The sequence below is a fragment of the Actinoplanes sp. ATCC 53533 genome (assembly GCF_003947245.1).
The window spans coordinates 267576-283570 of sequence record NZ_QHHV01000006.1; the positions used below are offsets into that span (position 1 = coordinate 267576).

At 69.7% G+C, this 15995-nt stretch carries 16 protein-coding genes and 1 pseudogene; 8 read left to right on the plus strand and 9 right to left on the minus strand.

Annotated features, from left to right (window positions below):
* Window positions 1–106: 106 nt before the first annotated feature.
* The 4 genes from DMB66_RS02380 to DMB66_RS02395 are packed head-to-tail and all read left to right on the plus strand — an operon-like array spanning window position 107 to window position 4211.
* The gene (locus DMB66_RS02380) at window positions 107–1087 is read left to right on the plus strand and encodes a LacI family DNA-binding transcriptional regulator (protein WP_125802297.1); all 981 of its coding nucleotides are present in this window, start codon (window positions 107–109) and stop codon (window positions 1085–1087) included.
* A 10-nt stretch (window positions 1088–1097) separates the two neighbouring features.
* Window positions 1098–2339: an extracellular solute-binding protein gene (locus tag DMB66_RS02385; protein ID WP_125802298.1), complete on the plus strand. Its 1242-nt coding sequence runs from the start codon at window positions 1098–1100 to the stop codon at window positions 2337–2339.
* A 5-nt stretch (window positions 2340–2344) separates the two neighbouring features.
* The gene (locus DMB66_RS02390) at window positions 2345–3379 is read left to right on the plus strand and encodes a carbohydrate ABC transporter permease (protein WP_199751773.1); all 1035 of its coding nucleotides are present in this window, start codon (window positions 2345–2347) and stop codon (window positions 3377–3379) included.
* Between the two features lies 1 nt (window position 3380).
* Window positions 3381–4211, plus strand: a complete 831-nt coding sequence (locus DMB66_RS02395) for a carbohydrate ABC transporter permease (protein ID WP_125802299.1) — start codon at window positions 3381–3383, stop codon at window positions 4209–4211.
* 95 nt (window positions 4212–4306) lie between these two features.
* Here the strand turns inward: DMB66_RS02395 and DMB66_RS02400 are convergent, their stop codons facing one another.
* Window positions 4307–5866, minus strand: coding sequence for a dolichyl-phosphate-mannose--protein mannosyltransferase (locus DMB66_RS02400; RefSeq protein WP_125802300.1), 1560 nt, complete (start codon window positions 5864–5866; stop codon window positions 4307–4309).
* Window positions 5867–6093: 227 nt separating this feature from the next.
* Between DMB66_RS02400 and DMB66_RS02405 the strand changes: the two genes are divergently transcribed.
* Window positions 6094–6438: an Lsr2 family protein gene (locus tag DMB66_RS02405; RefSeq protein ID WP_125802301.1), complete on the plus strand. Its 345-nt coding sequence runs from the start codon at window positions 6094–6096 to the stop codon at window positions 6436–6438.
* Between the two features lie 169 nt (window positions 6439–6607).
* The gene (locus DMB66_RS02410; protein WP_125802302.1) at window positions 6608–7240 is read left to right on the plus strand and encodes a maleylpyruvate isomerase N-terminal domain-containing protein; all 633 of its coding nucleotides are present in this window, start codon (window positions 6608–6610) and stop codon (window positions 7238–7240) included.
* A gap of 89 nt (window positions 7241–7329) precedes the next feature.
* Here the strand turns inward: DMB66_RS02410 and DMB66_RS02415 are convergent, their stop codons facing one another.
* Window positions 7330–7797, minus strand: a complete 468-nt coding sequence (locus DMB66_RS02415) for an SAM-dependent methyltransferase (protein ID WP_125802303.1) — start codon at window positions 7795–7797, stop codon at window positions 7330–7332.
* A gap of 30 nt (window positions 7798–7827) precedes the next feature.
* The gene (locus DMB66_RS02420; protein WP_125802304.1) at window positions 7828–8205 is read right to left on the minus strand and encodes a DUF4267 domain-containing protein; all 378 of its coding nucleotides are present in this window, start codon (window positions 8203–8205) and stop codon (window positions 7828–7830) included.
* 103 nt (window positions 8206–8308) lie between these two features.
* Here DMB66_RS02420 and DMB66_RS02425 point away from each other — a divergent pair, with 103 nt between their 5' ends.
* Window positions 8309–8902 (plus strand): TetR/AcrR family transcriptional regulator, encoded by a 594-nt coding sequence (locus DMB66_RS02425; protein ID WP_125802305.1) that lies wholly within the window; start codon window positions 8309–8311, stop codon window positions 8900–8902.
* A gap of 99 nt (window positions 8903–9001) precedes the next feature.
* On the opposite strand, the gene DMB66_RS02430 is transcribed toward DMB66_RS02425, so the two are convergent.
* From DMB66_RS02430 to DMB66_RS60965, 6 genes are all read right to left on the minus strand, one after another.
* Window positions 9002–10324: a hypothetical protein gene (locus DMB66_RS02430; RefSeq protein ID WP_125802306.1), complete on the minus strand. Its 1323-nt coding sequence runs from the start codon at window positions 10322–10324 to the stop codon at window positions 9002–9004.
* A 98-nt stretch (window positions 10325–10422) separates the two neighbouring features.
* Window positions 10423–11007, minus strand: a complete 585-nt coding sequence (locus tag DMB66_RS02435) for a hypothetical protein (protein WP_125802307.1) — start codon at window positions 11005–11007, stop codon at window positions 10423–10425.
* Between the two features lie 135 nt (window positions 11008–11142).
* Window positions 11143–11745, minus strand: coding sequence for a hypothetical protein (locus DMB66_RS02440; RefSeq protein ID WP_125802308.1), 603 nt, complete (start codon window positions 11743–11745; stop codon window positions 11143–11145).
* A gap of 452 nt (window positions 11746–12197) precedes the next feature.
* Window positions 12198–13388 (minus strand): enhanced intracellular survival protein Eis, encoded by a 1191-nt coding sequence (gene eis, locus DMB66_RS02445; RefSeq protein WP_158647116.1) that lies wholly within the window; start codon window positions 13386–13388, stop codon window positions 12198–12200.
* A 49-nt stretch (window positions 13389–13437) separates the two neighbouring features.
* Window positions 13438–13917 (minus strand): GNAT family N-acetyltransferase, encoded by a 480-nt coding sequence (locus tag DMB66_RS02450; protein WP_125802310.1) that lies wholly within the window; start codon window positions 13915–13917, stop codon window positions 13438–13440.
* A 640-nt stretch (window positions 13918–14557) separates the two neighbouring features.
* Window positions 14558–14734: a hypothetical protein gene (locus DMB66_RS60965; protein ID WP_158647117.1), complete on the minus strand. Its 177-nt coding sequence runs from the start codon at window positions 14732–14734 to the stop codon at window positions 14558–14560.
* A gap of 662 nt (window positions 14735–15396) precedes the next feature.
* Between DMB66_RS60965 and DMB66_RS63425 the strand changes: the two are divergent.
* Window positions 15397–15995: pseudogene (locus DMB66_RS63425) on the plus strand (hypothetical protein); the annotation flags it as partial.

The window sequence follows — 15995 nt, forward strand, 5'->3', positions numbered from 1 at the left end:
AGAAAGCGGTGACGTGGCGCACAGTTCGAAACATCCCCGCAACTTGAACGATCCAATGATGCCCGATCGGGATTGGATCGTTCAAGAGGACTTAGGAGATTAAAAGTTGTCAAAGGTTACGATTGCTACCGTTGCCGCACGTGCCGGGGTCTCCCGGCAGACGGTCTCCAACGTGCTCAACACCCCCGAGGTGGTGCGCGAGGAGACCCGCGAGCGGGTCCGTGAGGCGATCGCGGCCCTCGGCTACCGCGTCAGCCAGGCCGCCCGGCAGATGCGCACCGGGCGGTCCCGGCTCATCGCGGTGCGCATCGAGCCGGACCGGGACGGGATCAACGGCTCGGTGCTCGACCGCTTCCTGCACGGGCTCACCGACGCCGCCGCCCCGGCCGGCTACCGGGTGATGCTCTACACCGCCACCGACGACACCGACGAGATAGCCACCTATGAAAACCTGCTGAGCTCCTACGAACTGGACGCCTTCGTGCTGACCGGCACGCACCGCGGCGACGTCCGCACGTCCTGGCTGGCCGAGCACGAGGTGCCGTTCGTGACCTTCGGCCGGCCCTGGGGCGCCCCGGACACCCACTCCTGGGTGGACGTCGACAACGCCGCCGGCACCGTCGCGGCGACCCGGCACCTGCTCGGCACCGGGCACCGCCGGATCGGCTTCCTCGGCTGGCCGCCCGGCGACGGCGTCGGCGACGAACGCCGCGCCGGCTGGGCGGCCACGCTCGCCGACGCCGGCCTGCCGGGTGCCGGCCTCGAGGTCGCCGTCGAGGACGGCATCGAGAACGGCGCCGCCGCCGTCGCCCACCTCCTGCCGTCGGTCGACGCCCTGGTCTGCGCCTCCGACTCGCTCGCCCTCGGCGCCCTGCGCGCCGTCCGTGACTCCGGCCGGGCCTGCGCGGTGATCGGCTTCGACAACACCGCGGTCGCCCAGGCCGTCGGCCTCACCAGCGTCAACCAGCCGCTCACCGAGGTGGCGGCCCGCTGCATCGACCTGCTCGCCGGCGTCCTGGACCGCTCCGCGGCGCCCAGCCAGCTCCTGCTTCAGCCCGCTCTCGTCATTCGCCAAACAGCACCCTGAGGAGCCCTTCATGAAACGCAGCAGACTTGTCACCGCGGTCGCGGCCGCACTCCTGCTGACGACCACGGCCTGTGGCAGTGGTTTCGACGACGACCAGGGCGGCGCGGCCCAGCAGAGCGCCGGGCCCGCCGACCTGAAGATCCTCATCGCGTCGTCCGGCGACGCCGAGACCAAGGCCGTCACCGACGCCGCCGCGAAGTGGGCGAGCGCCTCCGGCAGCAAGGCCACCGTCACCCCGGCCCAGGACATCACCCAGCAGCTCGGGCAGGCGTTCGCCGGCAGCACCCCGCCGGACGTCTTCTACATCGACGCCGCCCGCTTCGCCGACTACGCCAGCGTCGGGGCCCTCGAACCGTACGCGGACAAGATCACCAACGTGGACGACTTCTACCCGAACCTGCGGCAGACGTTCACCTACGACGGCAAGGTCTACTGCGTGCCCAAGGACACCTCGACGCTGGCCCTGGAGATCAACACCGAGCTGTGGCAGCAGGCCGGGCTGACCGACGCCGACATCCCCACGACCTGGGACCAGCTGACCGCCGCCGCGCAGAAGATCAAGGCCAAGGGCACCGTCCCGCTCGCGATCGGCGACACCCGCGACCGGATCGGCGCCTTCCTGGTGCAGAACGGCGGCTGGTGGACCGGCCCCGACGGCAAACAGGCCACCGCCGACACCCCGCAGAACGAGGCCGCACTGACCTACGTCCAAGGGCTACTCAAGGACGGCCTAGCGAAGTTCCCGAAGCAACTCGACGCCGGCTGGGGCGGCGAAGCGTTCGGCAAGGGCAAAGCCGCCATGGTCATCGAGGGCAACTGGATCAAAGGCGCCATGAAGGCCGACTTCCCGACCGTCAAATACACCGTGCACGAGCTGCCCGCCGGGCCCACCGGCACGAAGGGGACGCTGTCGTTCACCCAGTGCTGGGGCATCGCGGCCAAGAGCAAGTTCAAGGACCAGGCGGTCAAGTTCGTCGAGGCGATGACAACCGGCGACCAGCAGCTGGAGTTCGCGACCGCGTTCGGGGTCATGCCCTCCCGGCAGTCCGCCCAGGCGCAGTACACGGCCAAGTTCCCCGAGGACGCACCGTTCATCGCCGGCGCCGCGTACGGTCACGGCCCGGTAAACGCCCCCAAGATGGACACCGTCCTCGCCGACCTGGACACCGGCCTGCAGGGCCTGGCCACCAGCTCCCCGAAGGCTGTGCTGCAGCGCTTCGACAAGAACGCCAAGACAGTGCTCGGCGGCTGACCTCCGTGGCCGACTCCAAGCGTGGCGGCATCCGCGGCAACGAGCGGGTGGCCGGCTGGCTCTTCGTCGCACCCGTGGTCGCCGTCCTCGGACTGTTCCTCGTGGTGCCGATCCTGATGGCGCTCTGGGTCAGCTTCACCGACTGGAACGGCCAAGGCAGCCCGTTCCAGTCGGGGGTCCCCTTCGCCGGACTGGACAACTACACCAGCCTGTTCACGCAGGACGGGCTGGCCCGCCAGAACTTCATGATCAGCATCCGCAACAACGCCTACTACGTGATCGCGGTCGTGCCGCTGCAGACCGTGCTGGCGCTCAGCCTCGCGCTCGTCGTCAACAACCGGTTCCTCAAGGGCAAGGGCTTCTTCCGTACGGCGTTCTACTTCCCGTCGGTGACCAGTTCCGTGGCGATCAGCGTGGTCTTCCTGTTCATGTTCGCCAACAGCGGCGCGATCAACGAGATCCTGGGCTTCTTCGGCATCAACGGACCACAGTGGTTCGCCGACCCGCGCGGCGTGCTGCACCTGGCCCTGGACACCGTCGGGCTGGTCGACACCGACGCACCACCCGCGGCCCTGACCGGGCACGGCCTGCTCGGCCTGTCCTGGTGGGACTGGACCTCCGGGCCGAGCGTGGCGATGTGCGCGATCATCTCGCTCGTCGTCTGGACCACCTCGGGCACGTTCATGCTGATGTTCCTGGCGGCGCTGCAGAACGTCCCGGCCCAGCTCGACGAGGCGGGCCTCATCGACGGGGCGACCCGCTGGCAGCGCTTCCGCTTCATCACCCTGCCGCAGCTGCGGCCCACCATGTTCCTGGTGCTCACCCTGGGCCTGATCGGCACCTGGCAGGTCTTCGACCAGATCTACGTGATGAGCAAGGGCAACCCGGCCAAGACCACGCTGACACCCGCCTACCTCTCCTACAGCACCGCGTTCCGCGACTTCGACTACGGCTCCGGCGCGGCGATCTCGTTCGTCCTCTTCCTGATCATCGTGTCGCTCACCCTGCTGCAGCGGCGGGCGCTGCGGGAAAGGCCCTGACATGCGTACGCTCAGCGCCCGGTTCGCCGGGTACGCCATCCTGGTCTTCTTCTCGCTGGTCTTCCTCTACCCGTTCGTCATCCAGATCGCGAACTCGTTCAAGACCGAGGCGGACGCCTCGGCGAACCCGCTGTCGCCGATCGCGCAGCCGTTCGACACCACCTCGATGACCCGGATCTTCTCCGGCACCGACTTCCCCATCTGGCTCGGCAACTCCGTCCTGGTCACCGTCATCGTCACGATCGCCCGGGTGCTGTTCGGCTCGATGGCCGGCTACGCGCTGTCCCGGCTGCGCTTCCCCGGCCGGCGCACGCTCTTCGCCACCATGATCGGGCTCATGGCCGTCCCCGGCGTGGTCCTGCTCATCCCGAAGTTCCTGGTCCTCAACCAACTCGGCATCTACAACAGCTACGCCGCGCTGATCGTGCCGATGATCGCGGACGCCGCCGGCGTCTTCATCATGAAACAGTTCTTCGACTCGGTCCCGGTCAGCATCGAGGAGGCCGCCCGCATCGACGGCGCCGGCCTCTTCCGCACCTTCTGGTCGGTGGTGCTGCCGAGCGCCCGGCCGGCCCTGATCACGCTGACCATCCTGGCGTTCCAGGGCTCGTGGAACGAATTCCCGCACACCGTGGTCGCCGTGCAGGACCCGTCCCTGTTCACCCTGCCCCGCGGGCTCGCCGACCTGGTCAGCGGCTCCCTCGGCGCGGGCAACCAGTACCCGCTGAAACTGGGCGCGGCGCTGCTGGCGACGATCCCGGTGGCGATCATCTTCGTGATCTTCCAGCGCTACTTCGTCCGCGACGCCAACGAGGGCGCGGAGAAGGGTTAGCGCGTCCCTGCGGGTCAGCCGGGCCACTCTCACCGCCCGCCCCCGGCCCGGTGGTGGCCTCACCATCGAGATCACCTTTCCCGGCCCCGGTGCCGTCAGATCCAGCGACCGCCGAGCCACATCCGCCGCGACCAACTGTCGTACGGGATGAGCTCTCCGACGAAGATCGGGTGGAAGTAGGCGAAGCAGAGCGCCACCAGCACCACGTACGTCCCGGCGACGATCGTGCCGATCAGCTGTCTGTCGGATCCTTCCCGGCCGGCGGCCGTCCCGCCGGGCGGCGTCATGATCGCCCCGAGCACGTAGACGACCGCCAGGATCAGGAACGGCAGCGCCGGCAGGACGTAGAACGAGAACATCGTCCGCCCGTCCCGCACCGCGAAGTAGAACCAGGGCAGCAGCCCCGCCACCACGCCGGTGCCGATCGCCCAGGCCCGCCAGTCGCGCCGCGCGATGCCGAACCAGACCAGCGCCGCGAGCGCCGGCAGGAAGGACCACCACAGGATCGGGGTGCCGAGCAGCAGGACCTCCCGCGCGCAGCTGGGCGCCCCGCAGCTCCCGCCGGTGCTCCAGTCGAAGGCCACCGGCCGGCCCAGCAGCAGCCACTGCCACGGCCAGGACTGGTAGGGGTGCGCTTTGATCAGGCCGCTGTGGAAGGTGTACGCCTGGAGATGGTAGTGCCAGAGGTTGAGCAGCGCCCCGATCACCGGCGGCTCGCTCAGCCCGTTGTCGGCCCGGTAGTGCCGGAAGTATCCGGTGTTGGTGACGAACCAGCCGGTCCAGGTGGCCAGGTAGCACACGACGGTCAGGGCCACACCGAGCGCACCCCAGCCGAGGTCACCGACGATCCCGGCGAGGACCGGCCGCGAGATGCCGGCCGAACGGCGGGCCTGCCACCGCCAGGCCAGCGCCAGGGCGGCGAAGAACGGCAGGAAGAACAGCGCGCTCCACTTCACCCCGCAGGCGAGCCCGAACAACACGCCGGAGACGAGCAGCCACCACGGCACGATGCGGTGCCCGGCCCGGGCGCCGTCCTCCAGGGCGCGCAGCAGCCGACGCCGGTAGTGATCGCGGTCGAGCAGCATCGCGGCGAAGCTGGCGAGCACGAACAGGCCGAGGAAGATGTCGAGCAGCGAGGTGCGCGACAGCACCAGCTGGAAGCCGTCGAGCGCCATGAGCAGGCCGGCCGCGCCGGCCAGCACCACGGAGTGGAACAGCCGGTAGGCGACCCGGATCAGGATTCCGATCATCAGGGTGCCGGCGATCGCGGCCGGGACCCGCCAGCCGAGCGTGGTGTTGCCGAAGACCATCTCACCGAGGGCGATCAGCCACTTGCCGAGCGGCGGGTGCACCACGTACGCGGGGCTGTTCCTCGCCTCATCCCACTCGACGCCGTGCTGGAGCATGTCCCACGCATCGGTCGGGTAGTACACCTCGTCGAAGATCAACTTGTTCGGCGTGCCGAGACCCTGGAACCGCAGGATCGCGGCGATCGCCACGACGACCACGGTGACCAGCCAGGAATGCGGGTTGAGCCAGTTGTCGAGGGTCGCGAGGCGGCGCCGCACGATGTCCGGAACGCCGCGCCCGCCGGCGGGCTCCGCCACCCCGGGTGGCTCCGGAATGAGGCCCGTTTCCGCTGTCGCCGTCGTCACGCCGCGATCCTAGTGGGGACGGTCACCCCCACCCGCCCGCCGATTTCGACATCGACTTCGGACGCGTCGATACAGCGGCAGCAGGTGTGCCGTCGCACCGTTGCTCCGATTCGCGCGACTTCCCGGTTCGTCAATGCGCTCGATGGCGGGAATCCACCGTGACTATGATTGTCGGAACAGCTGCATTTCACCGCGGCTTGAGCCGCCCGCGACGGGAGTGAGAAATCATGGCCAAGCAAGTCATCACCGTACTGACCGATGACCTCGATGGCGGTGGCGCCGACCATACGATCGAGTTCGGACTCGACGGCGTCACATACACCATCGACCTGTCCGAGAAGAATGCCGGCAAACTCCGCAAGGCATTCGACCCCTACCTCACGGTCGCCTCCCGGATCGGCCGCACCGGCGCCGGAGGCCGTCTCGCCTCGCGGTCCGCGGCGGCGCCGGCCAGGTCCAACCGGGACCAGAATCAGGCCATCCGGGAATGGGCCGCGAAGAACGGCTACGAGGTATCCGAACGAGGCCGCATCCCCGGCGCAATCGTCGAAGCCTTCCACACGAAGCGGTGATCACCGGCCCTCCCGGCCACAAACTCGCGCCCGGCCCGACCGGCGGACTCCGCTCCGGGCCGAACAATGACCCGAAGCTTGCCCGGCAGACCGCGTGCTGGCATCGAACCTGAGCCCACTGTCACACTGCATTATCGACTGTTCACTTTCAGTGATCGGAGACGCAGTGATGATCAGGCAGGATTATCTGAGCGCGGCTACGGTTGCCACCACCCTCACCGCGGACCCGGCGGTGGCCCGCTCGTGGGACGCGCCCAGCGCACTGAGAAAGTTCCAGGTCAGCGGGCTCGCCGGCCACCTGGTCAGCCAGATCACCCAGGTTGTCCCGGTGCTGGACGCCGGCCCGCCCGACACGCGGCCGATTTCGCTGCTCGACCACTACGGGCGGTCGACGTGGACCGACGGCGACATCGACAGCGAACTGAACACCGGCATCCGGCACGGCGGTGAGCAGTCCGCCGCCGTCGGCGTAGCGGCGTTGAACGCACAGGCCGGCGCCGCCCTCGCCGTGCTGCGGCAGCGCCTGCCCGCCGAGCCGGCAGACCGGGCCGTCCAACTGCCCTGGGGCCCGTGGGCGCTGTCCCTCGACGACTTCCTCGCCACCCGGATGCTGGAGATCGCGGTGCACTGCGACGATCTGGCCGTCAGCGTGGGGGCGCAGACCCCGGCACTTCCCCAGTCAGCACTTGAGACAGTGCTCGACCTGCTGTGCCGCTGGGCGGCCTCCCGGCACGGAAGCACCGCCGTCCTCCGCACCCTCAGCCGGGCCGAACGCGCTCCGGCCCGGATCGCCGCACTCTGAGCGGCGGAATTCGTCCGTTCCGGGTCGGACATCATGGGTTGCCGCCGCCGATCCGATGACATTGAGCATCACCCCCCTCTCCCCCGCGCTCACGGCTGGAAGTATTCCGACATCAGCGGGCTGACCCATTCCGGCTGCTTGACCCGCACCGGGAGGAACTCCGCCATCGTCGGCTTCAGGTCGATGACCGGGGTGCCCGAGACCGCATCGAGGCCGACCACCGTCAATGCGCGACCACGGACGGATTCGATGGCGCAGCACGTCACCCCGATGCGGTTTGGTCGGCGCGGGCCCCGGCCGGCGAATACGCCAACGGGTGGGAGGTCGGAACGGCCGCGGTAGGGACGGGGTTCGCGGTAGTCGCCGCGTTCCGGGAACTGATCGAAGATGAAGAGCACTTCCACGTGTGAGAAGCCCTCCAGGCCCTGGAGGCACAAATCGCCGAAGCGCTCGTCGATGGTGATCGTGCTGCGGACGGCGCCCCAGTTGTCGGTGTGCTGGATATCGGTCCTGTCATTCCGGACCGTGCCTATCGGGGAGATCTCGAAGCTGAGCATGAGCGGCGGCTCCTTCCGGGCTGCGAACGGTTATGCGACGAGCAGGAGCACGCTGATCGCCAGCATCACCGCGGCGGTGGCCCCGTGGACGCCGTAAGCGGCCGCCTTGGGCCCGTTGCTGCGCAACACGATCAGCGCGTCGCCGGCGGGAATGCCGACGGCGGCCAGCATGTACCAGCCCAGCAGATGGGGTGTCGCTCCCGCCAGCAGGATGAAGATGAGGACCCCCGAGGCGATGTCGCGCACGGACTTGACGGTCAGCCAGGCCTGGAAGGTGCGGTCCCCGGTCGGCGTGCCGGGGATGCCGAAGCCGGCGGCGGTCTGTGGCGCCCGGATCTGCAGGACGCCGATGGCGATGATGCCCGCGCCGATCAGCCCGGCGAGCACGGTGGCGACAGTGATGAGCATGGGCGGCTTCCCCCTTGGTGACAGCGGCAATCTAGCGGCGCTAGTTGTTGTAGCGACGATAGTTTGTCCTCGACAGGATGTCTAGCGTTGCTAGAATCTGGTCATGTCCGCCATCAGCGAGCGCCGCGAACGTGACCGCGCCCACCGTCATCAGCTGATCATCACGGCCGCGCGCGAACTCGCGGAGACCGAAGGCTGGGAGGCGGTCACGACACGACGGCTGGCGGAGCGGGTCGAATACAGCCAGCCGGTGCTGTACAGCCATTTCAACGGCAAGGAAGCCATCGTCAGCGCCGTCGCCCTGGACGGATTCAGCGAGCTCGCCGCCCACCTGCGCCGCGCACGGCAGGCCGCCCCCGATCTCGGCGAGGCCCTGCGCGCCGTCTGCCGCGCCTACCTCGGGTTCGCGACCGAGCGACCCGCCCTGTACCAGGCCATGTTCATCCTGCCGACCGACCTGAAGTTCGCGAGCGCCGAGACACCGCCCCCGCTGCGGGCGGGTTTCGACGAGTTCGTCAGCTGCTTCGACCCGGACAACGACCGACGCGAACTCTTCGCCGAGGTTCTATGGAGCGCGTTGCACGGCATCGCCGTCCTGTCGGAAAGCGGCCGCATCCCCCCGGACGGCCAGGAGGAACGGCTCGACTTCCTCATCACCCGGATCGCCGGCGCCCCGACGAAGCCGGCCACGCCATAGGAGCTCGACCTGAGCCGGCACCGGCCGGGGTCGGCGTCCAACAGCGCCGACCCCGGCCGGTGGCGACGGGCGCCTGAAGCTAGGCCCCGCAGCGATCGGTCACCGTGCCGGTGTGTCCGCCGGAGTCAGCTCCCACCCGGCATAGGCTGTGCTCGATTCGAGGCCGTCCGCGGTGCGGGCGCGGGCTTGGATCTCCAGATACAGGGCCCAGTCCGGCGTCGTGTAGCGAACCGTCGCGTTGCCGTTCTGATCGGCGGCCACGGTCTGCTGGGTCTCGCCGAAGTCGGCGGACCAGACCAACTCGGTGACCTCCGGTGAGTCCGTACGGAGGACGATCGTCACCTCGCGTCCGGCCGTCGGCGGCGGGGTGCCGTCCTCGGGGAAGTCCGGCGAGCTGATCACCGGTTGCGGGATCCGCACGGCCACATAGAGGTTGACGGTGACCTGGGGAGAGACGACGCCGCTCGCCGTGCGGCTGGAAACGGTGAGCGGGTTGTCACCGCGTCGGTCCGGTGTGACGGTCACGGTGGCCGAGCCGTCGGCGTCCGCGGTGACGGTCGCCGCCGGGCTATCGTTGAGCTGGTAGGTGAACGACGCCGTGCCGGGGACGGCGCTCCAGAATCGGATGGTTCGCGGCTCACCGATCCCGGCGTCCGGGTTCTCCTGGATGACCTTGGGCTCGTGGTCGATGACCGAGAAGGAGTACGTCGTCTCGGCCGAACGGTTGCCGGTGTGATCGATCGCCTGGACGGTGAGGACGTTGGTCCCGATCCTCGCCGGGGTGATCTCGACTGTGGCTCGGCCGTCGCCGCCCACCGGAACCTCGAGCAAGCCGCCGTCGCTCGACGAATAGCGGAACTTCGCGACGTCCTTGTCCCCGCCGGCCACCGCGAACGTGAACCCGCCGGTGATGCCGACGCCGCCGGCGCTCTCGTTCTCCGGGTAGTCGGCGGACGTCACCACCGGTCGGTGTGGCACGGTCGTGTCGACGGCGAAGCCGCACAGGGATGCCCAGGCCGACGTGGTGCCGCTGGCGTCGGTGGCGCGGGCGGTCAGGCGATAACGGGCACCGTCGACGAGGGTGGCCGGCAGTTTCGTGAGCACCCTCCCCGGTTGGGTCAGCGTCGGTGCGGTCCACTCGGTGCGCTGCGCCGGCTTGCCGACCGGCCAGACCGCGAACGTCGGGGTCAGCGTCTCGCCCGTGCCCGTACCCAGGTCGGGGTCGGCGAAGTCGGCGGCGATCTGCGGGGTGGTCGTGCCGACCAGCACGCCGCCGGCAGCGCAGGCGACACCGCCGACAGCCAGCGACGCCGGGGTGGCCGGCCGATGGTTGGCCGGCGCGGCCCCGGCAGCGGAAGCGGGCAGGACAAGCAGGACGGTCGCCGCGACGACCGCGATGACACGTTGAGGTACAGGGCTCACAGATCCTCCGTGGAGCACGATGTGCGCCGATGCGGCGCGCTGCGATCGCATAGAGGACCGGCGACGGAATCCGCCCCGTCCGACACCCGGTCACCGAACTATTGCGCGGTGACATCCACGGTGGCCGAGGCGGCCGGGGCCACGTCGTCGGTGTACGTCAGGACAATGCGGTGCCGGCCGGCGGTCATCGGCGGAACCGTGCCCCAGATCAGCTCATCGCACGTCCACACGGCTCCCGGCGCGGCCGGTTCCTCGATCCGCGTCACGCTCAGCGGCACCGGGTCGCCGTCGAACGCGGCTACGGCGCTGCCGCCGACCGCCCGCGTGAGGCCCTGTTCGCAGAGCGGCTTGTCGGCACTGGTGATGGACAGAGCCACCACCAGCAGAGCCCGCCCGCTGGGCATCGCGCAGTCGTAGTGCCGATCTGATCGGGTCGTATCGTGAGCGGCCAGAAACCACAGCTGCGACCCGGGGTCGGCGCCGCAGGCCGGAGGGTCGGGATCACCCAGCCCGTCCCCGCGGGTCATCCGCCAGTACGACCACCGTTCCAGCGTCCGGAGATCGACGGCGGCCGCCACCGATGAGGAGACCGGCGTGGGGTCCGCCCGCACGACGGCGCCGCCGCCGGCATCGCAGCCGGCGACCAGCGACAGCAACGCGATCGCGCGGACAGCCCTCACCACGGGCGGCAGCTTAGCGCCCGCAGGGCCTACCCGGCGGGGTGAGTGGCTGCCGGACCAGGCTGGGCTTGTCAGTTGCGCCCGCAGGGCTTACCCGGCGGGGTCGGAGCGAGTGGCTGCCGGACCAGGCTGGGTTTGTCAGTTGCGCGCGTAGGCCGCGTTGCGGACGTGAGCGAGCAGGCGTAGAGCGTCCGACGACCGGTGCCAGCTTTGCCAGTCGGGCTTCTCCCAGTCGAAGCCACGGGTGCGGTAGTGGTCGACGTCCGCCCGCAACTGATCGAGGAGGGTGCGGTCGGCCGCGTCCAGCACGCCGCGAGTTGTCAGGGTGCGTTCGACCAGCGATCCCAGGCTGGCTTCCGGGGCTCCGCGGCGGCTGTACTCGTGCTCGAGGGCGAACAACGCCGCGGCGCGCTCCGCGCCGAGCCACAGCCAGTGCCCGCCGGGCTGCGGCTCGTTCTTCGCGGGCGTCCGCCGGCCGGAACGTTTGGCGGTGCGCCGGTTCTCCGCGTACGCGGCCTGGGCGACGAGCCACAGGTCGCGGCTGGCGGTCAGCATCACCAGGGCTCGAAGCAGCGCATCAGGATCGCGCTCGAAGGGGCCGACGGACAGCTTGAGGTAGCGGAACGATGCCTCGTACCCGATCGGGCAGTAGCGCTCCAGACAACCCTTGAACGCGGCGAGCCGCACACCGTCCGGCAACGAACTGTCCCGCACCTGCCGTGCGAAAGTCCCGTAGCTCACCTCGCGAGTGTAGGGGTGCGGCGATCGAAGGTCGGCTGATGACCGACCTGCAGGACCGACTGCATTCGCTCGGTGTCACACCCCGTCCTGGAGTGCCCTCGCATCGGCGAATCCGGATGTCGGACAGGAGCCGGGTTCCATGTCGCCGGCACGGCCGGGCGCTGGAGATCCGGATCATCCGAGGCTGCTGTGAGCCTCGGCGAGGAAGCGGTCGCGGTCGTCGCCGTGGGCCACGGCGGCGTGGTAGACGGCGTCGATCGCGGCGGACAGCGGATCGTCGTTCACCAACGCGGTGAGAGCGGGAAACGGCCAGACCAACGGCTTCGCGCACGATGTCGGTCAAGACCGACCACAAACGCACCGAGGTAGCCCGCGTCCGACCCGCCTTCCCGCTGGGTGACGACCCTATATCACAGCCCCGTGATGCGGAGCTGTGATCTCTCCGCGGGAGCTCAGAAGTAGTCGTGCAGTGTCGGCTCGGGGCCGGCGGTCGCGGTGCGCAGCAGCTCGTCGGTGCCGGCGTCGCCGCCGGTCAGGAATCCGCTGCGGCGAAGCTGCTGAGGCGTCGCCGCGCCCGCGTACCAGGAGGCCAGGCCCCGCGGTGTCAGCCGGACGGTGCCCGCGCCGCCCGGCTCCAGCCGGCCGGTCCCGCCGGAGAGCACCAGCCGATGGCGGCCCTGGTGCCACGGGCAGACGTCATCGGTGAGCTCCAGGTCGACCTCGCCGGTCAGATGCCGCGGCCAGCCACGGGCGGCGACCGCGCCGGGTGCGTCGACGACGCGCAGCATCCACGGCTGCGTGGACTCGGGCTTGGCGTCGCTCCGTGCCAGCAGCGACCAGACCGGATCGGCGGCGCCCAGCCGGATCAGCGTGGTCGGCGCGACGCTGGCCCAGCCGCCGAGCATCGCCAGCAGCGTGCGCGTCGCCTCGGGCGTCAGTCCGATCAGGTCGTCCACGCTGAGCTTGCCGTTCGAGTCGTAGCCGGGACCGCGGTCCCAGCTCGCGTAGCCGACGATGGTGCCAGTGTCGTCGACGGCGACGGTGAAGCCGTGGTAGTCGGCCAGCAGCTGCGTGGCGGTCGCCCCGAAGGCCGGCCCGGAACGTTCCATCATGCCGGTGCCCGCCCGCGCCACCTCGCGGTAGATCTCATGGACGGCGGGGATGTCGGCCGTGGTCGCCGGCCGCAACGTGGTCCTGGCATCGAAGCGAATCTCGGCCAGCACCCGGCTCGGCACCCTGTAGTAGACCAGCGCGCCGACCTCCTCCCAGCCCAGTGCCCGGTACGGCATCGGGGTGGTGTCGAACAGGGTGCTGATCACCGCGCCCCGTTCCCGGGCTCCCTGCAGCAGCCGGGTCAGCACCAGCCGACCCAGGCCGCGCCCGCGCGACTCGGCCGCGGCCGCGACGCCCGCGACACCGCTGGTCGGCACGACCCGGCCGCCGAACCACTGGCCCTGCTCGCGGTCCACCGCCTTGGCGACCATCCGCCCGGCCGGGTCAAAAACGCCGAGCGTACGCCGGCCCGCGGAGTCAGAGGTCCAGCCCTCCGGCATGGGCTGCTCGCGGTATCCGAACGCGAGGCTCCCGAGCTCCCACGCGAGCTGCTGATCCCCCGGCCCCAGCGGCCGCACCTGGTACGTCACGCCGGACATCCTGCCAGCCGTGCAACCGGCAGCTCTCCGTCGCGCCGGATCATGCGATTTGTTTCACGTAGCGGAGACACGGCACCATGACGGTGCGGCCGGCGTCTGGTGCCTCGTGAAGGAAACCACCGTCGTCGGTCCAGCCATTACGCTCGTAGAACCGGCGGGCGCGGGCGTTGCCGGGCACCACGGCGAGCCAGGCCACCGGGTGCCCGCCACTCGCGACGAGCCGCTCCGCCTCGGCGAGCAGTGTGCCGGAGACGCCGCCGCCCCGATGAGCGGCGGCCACATAAACCTGTTCCACCTCATCGCCGACAACCATCACGAACCCGGCGACCTGGGTGTCGATCACAGCCACGGTCGTGTCCGCGACCCGCCCGGCGGCCCGGTCACGGAAGGTGTCGGGGGTGCGGAGGGCGGCAAGTTCGTCGGGCACATTGCCAAGGTGCCCGTCGCGCCACCCGGACTCCCAGATCGTCGCGATCGCGGCAACGTCGTTCTCGGTGGCGGGGCGCAGGTCGACTGGCATCCGCCGACCATACCGAAACAGTCTCCGGCCCAGCCGGGACCGACCCCCAGGATCGTCGCGTCTGCCCGGTGGTGGCGGTTGGCGGCGGCGCGCAGAGCCGCCATGACTGGGGTCCGCTACCGGTGCGGATCTGGGATCGGTCTTCGTCGTAGATGACGTCGCGAACCCGATGGACCTTGTTTCGAAGGCCCGGTGGCCACGCATCCAGGACGCCAGTTCTGCTGGTTCAGCCTGGTGGAAGCGGAAGTCGGTGCTGGCGTAGACGGTTTCGCCGGTGAAGCGTTCGGCAGATCCAGGCGGCGTCCACGGCGGCCCACGGAACTCGATGCCGGCCGCGATGGTCAAAAAACTTCAGGTGCGGATCCCACAGCGACCGCGACCGAGGTCGTCGTGGCGGCCTGAGTGTGAGATCGATCTTGAGCGGCACAATTGAGCGATGTCCTCGACAGGCGACGCCGTGGCCAAACCGCCAACGGACTGGGCGCGCGCGTGGTTCCCGACGTCCGGTAGCCCGGCCACTGCCCTCGGTGTACGCACCGAGGCGCTCTCGCCGAACCGAGTCACTTCCCCGTGGGCCACACTGGACGAGATCTTCCACGTTCATCGGGAAACGGACGGCGAACTACCTGAGCCATAGAGGTCAACAGATCCAGCAGAAGAGCGACATCCCGGTCCGTACTGCCCCGACGGCCAGCGCCGCCACGTGGTGGACAATCTCCTGGGCCACTTCGTCGTCGATGACCTCACCGTCCTCGGCACGCAGTTCGACCCACCGCTCGGCAGCACTGTCGAGCCGGTGCCCATCAGCGACGGCCAACGCCCTCGTGAGATCCAGCGAAACGGCCAGAGCACCAGGCAAGCCAACCCCGCCGGCAACAACGTTCGGGCCACGGCCGGCAACGAGCCCCTCGACGCTACGGCACGTCAGAATGCTCTCCCACTCCTCGAACGTGGACCAGCCGGCGAAAATCTGCCGTAGGTCGCCGACGCGAAGCCCTCACCCTGGCCCGCTCCCAGCGTCACTGAGCACAGCGGCGCCATCACGCGCCACGAACAACTCGACGATCAAACTCACCAACCGATCAGGTACCCGGTCACCGAGGCCACCGTCCGCACTCACACCGGACCCCGCACCGCCCCCGCACCCCGGCCCCGGCCCCGCACGCGGACGCGCCCGCGAACGTCGGGAGCACCCGCGAACGTCGGGAGCACCCGCGAACGTCGGGAGCACCCGCGAACGTCGGGAGCACCCGCGAACGTCGGGAGCACCCGCGAACGTCGGGAGCGCCCGCGAACGTCGGGAGCGCCCGCTCGCCGTCACACGGCGTCGCGCCCAGATCGCGGCAGGACCGATGACATGCCTTTCTGGATCACCTTTGCCACCCAATTCTCACGGGTGTGACGCTGGTCATGAAATTGGTATCGCCCGCCGTTGATAGGGGCCTGTGATCTTGGCCCGTGTCCGGAATAATTGGTGGCATGGGGCAACTCCAATTGTTTTCCCGGGCCGAACTCGCGGGCCTACGCGACCGAACGAAGGCCCGCAATTATTCGGCGAGCCGTGACGAGTTTCGCCGCGATCATGAACGACGCCGCGCATGGGGTCTACAACGTCGTCACGCCGAGCGGCTGCGACACGTCCGCGAACAGCAGGCGGGCTGCTGGCCGGAAGATCTCCAGATCAAGCCCACCAGCCTCGAAACCGACCGACCCGGCGCGGCAGATCCCCCGCCGGCGCCTGTGCCGCCACCTTCTCGTGCGGCGCGCCAGCCGGCACAAAACCGCGACCCACAGACCAGCCAGGGAACGCGCGCCAGACCGGTCGAGCACTCCGAAGCAGTCGAGCAGGCCGTGCAGGCAGAACAGGCCGGGCCGGTCGCACAAGCCGAGGAGCTCGAACAGGCCGGGCCAGCCGGGCAAGCCGAACAGGCCGGGCCGGTCGAGCCGGCCGGGCCGGTCGAGCCGGCCGGGCCGGTCGAGCCGGCCGGGCCGGTCGAGCCGGCCGGGCCGGTCGAGCAGATCGAGCAAGCCGGGCCAGCCGGGCAAGCCGAACAGGCCGAGCAAGCCGAACAGGCCGA

Coding starts and splice junctions, on each gene's coding strand:
- DMB66_RS02385 (WP_125802298.1), top strand. CDS start 1,098: ATGAAACGCAGCAGACTTGTCACCGCGGTCGCGGCCGCACTCCTGCTG.
- DMB66_RS02395 (WP_125802299.1), top strand. CDS start 3,381: ATGCGTACGCTCAGCGCCCGGTTCGCCGGGTACGCCATCCTGGTCTTC.
- DMB66_RS02405 (WP_125802301.1), top strand. CDS start 6,094: ATGGCCAAGCAAGTCATCACCGTACTGACCGATGACCTCGATGGCGGT.
- DMB66_RS02410 (WP_125802302.1), top strand. CDS start 6,608: ATGATCAGGCAGGATTATCTGAGCGCGGCTACGGTTGCCACCACCCTC.
- DMB66_RS02415 (WP_125802303.1), bottom strand. CDS start 7,797: ATGCTCAGCTTCGAGATCTCCCCGATAGGCACGGTCCGGAATGACAGG.
- DMB66_RS02420 (WP_125802304.1), bottom strand. CDS start 8,205: ATGCTCATCACTGTCGCCACCGTGCTCGCCGGGCTGATCGGCGCGGGC.
- DMB66_RS02425 (WP_125802305.1), top strand. CDS start 8,309: ATGTCCGCCATCAGCGAGCGCCGCGAACGTGACCGCGCCCACCGTCAT.
- DMB66_RS02450 (WP_125802310.1), bottom strand. CDS start 13,917: ATGCCAGTCGACCTGCGCCCCGCCACCGAGAACGACGTTGCCGCGATC.